General features: G+C 57.5%; 1 protein-coding gene. It reads right to left on the reverse strand.

The features are described from left to right. Positions 1-1,545 (reverse strand): phage tail tape measure protein (locus HEN33_RS24905; RefSeq protein WP_274601016.1); only part of this gene is annotated, 1,545 nt, incomplete at both ends.

Below are 1,545 nucleotides of genomic sequence, written 5' to 3' on the forward strand. Positions count from 1 at the left end.
GCAACTCCCGCATGCGTTCCCTGGCTCGTTCCCCCTGCCCGTACCCCAGCAGTTCGGCTTCATTTGATGCACGCGCAGCCACATTATCATTCTTCAGGGTCTCTTCCCGGGATCGCAACTGTTCCCGGATTTTTTGCTGGTCAATCAGGGCCGCGTTACGCAGCAGTTCCTGCTTCTGTATCTCCGACAGGGTTTTCAGTTCACCCAGCGCTGTCTGGTACTTCAGCTTCGCCAGCTCCGTGTTCTGACCGGCCAGTGCCAGTTGCTCTTTCTGCTGCTTCAGCAGCCGGGAAAAACTGTCTTCCGCTTTTTCCGTCTCTGATTTTCCACCCCGGGATTTAGGTTTGTTCGCCTCGTTATTACGCCAGGCTTCCAGAGCATTACTGATATAACGCTGTCTCGCCTCCTGATACGAATCCCCCACAAAACCAAGGTCATCCGCCGCATACCCCAGCCGGGCACGCTCTTTTTCCTCCCCCTTCAGTCGGGACAGGGCCAGCTCACGTTCTGTTTTTGTCAGGGCGCTCTGCTGTTTATCATCCAGGGTGGCCTGCGGCAGCCGTAACGGTACATTCACCAGTCCCTGACGCTGCTGAAGCAGTTCATTCCCCAGCCCCAGCAGACGGTTGAATTCCGTATGCTGACCGTTCATAACCAGCATGGACTGGTACACCTTATTCTGCTCTGCCGCCTGCTGACGAATTAACGCCACACGACGGTCTTCCAGCCCGGCAAGCACATCCTGAATGGACTGCACTTTTTCCTGCATCTGTGCCAGACGGGACTGCTCAACGGCAAGCTGCTCTGTTGCCTGAGAAAGCCCTTCCGTCACGGTCTTCACCGATGTCAGATGGTTTATCATGAATCCGTCACCGGTTGTCCAGCCAGGGTTAGCCAGAACATACTGATATCCAGCGATTTTTTCCTGCAGGGATTTCACCCGGCTGGCCTGTTCATCAATCAGCCGGTTCTGCTCTGCCAGCGCCGCCCGTGTTCGTCCTTCATTATCTGAGGCTTCAGGCAAAGACATTGACGGCGTTTTATGCGCGATTTCATCTATCGTCAGTGCATACTGGCGCGCAGACTCCCTGGCCTGCTCCTGATTCTGGTACAGCGTGTACCATGCTGCTGCCCCCAGCATCACCAGTCCGGGTACGCCACCAACCAGTCCCAACGCACCAGTCATCAGACGTGAGCCCACCGCCGTTGTACTGTTCAGCTCATTCTGGGCTGCGGTTCTGGCAGCAATATTTCTGTTCAGGCGTTCCTGTGTGGCCGCCAGACGGGCTTCTGCAGCAATCTGCATCTCCGTCCCGCGGGCTGCCGCCACAGCCTGCTGTGCACGGTACACGGCTGCCCTTGCCCGCGCCGTGGCAATCTGCGTCCCCCTGAGCTGTGCTTCCGCCAGTGCCACTTCATTACGTGCTGCCGTCACAAGTCCTGCCGTGGCAGACACCGCTCCGGAGGCCATATTGCCAAAGTACCGGGCAACCCCGACGGCAACCAGCGCCCCCGCGGCTGTTGCCACATTATCAATATTACCGG

Source organism: Escherichia sp. 94.0001, assembly GCF_013369155.2.
Lineage (GTDB): Bacteria > Pseudomonadota > Gammaproteobacteria > Enterobacterales > Enterobacteriaceae > Escherichia > Escherichia coli_F.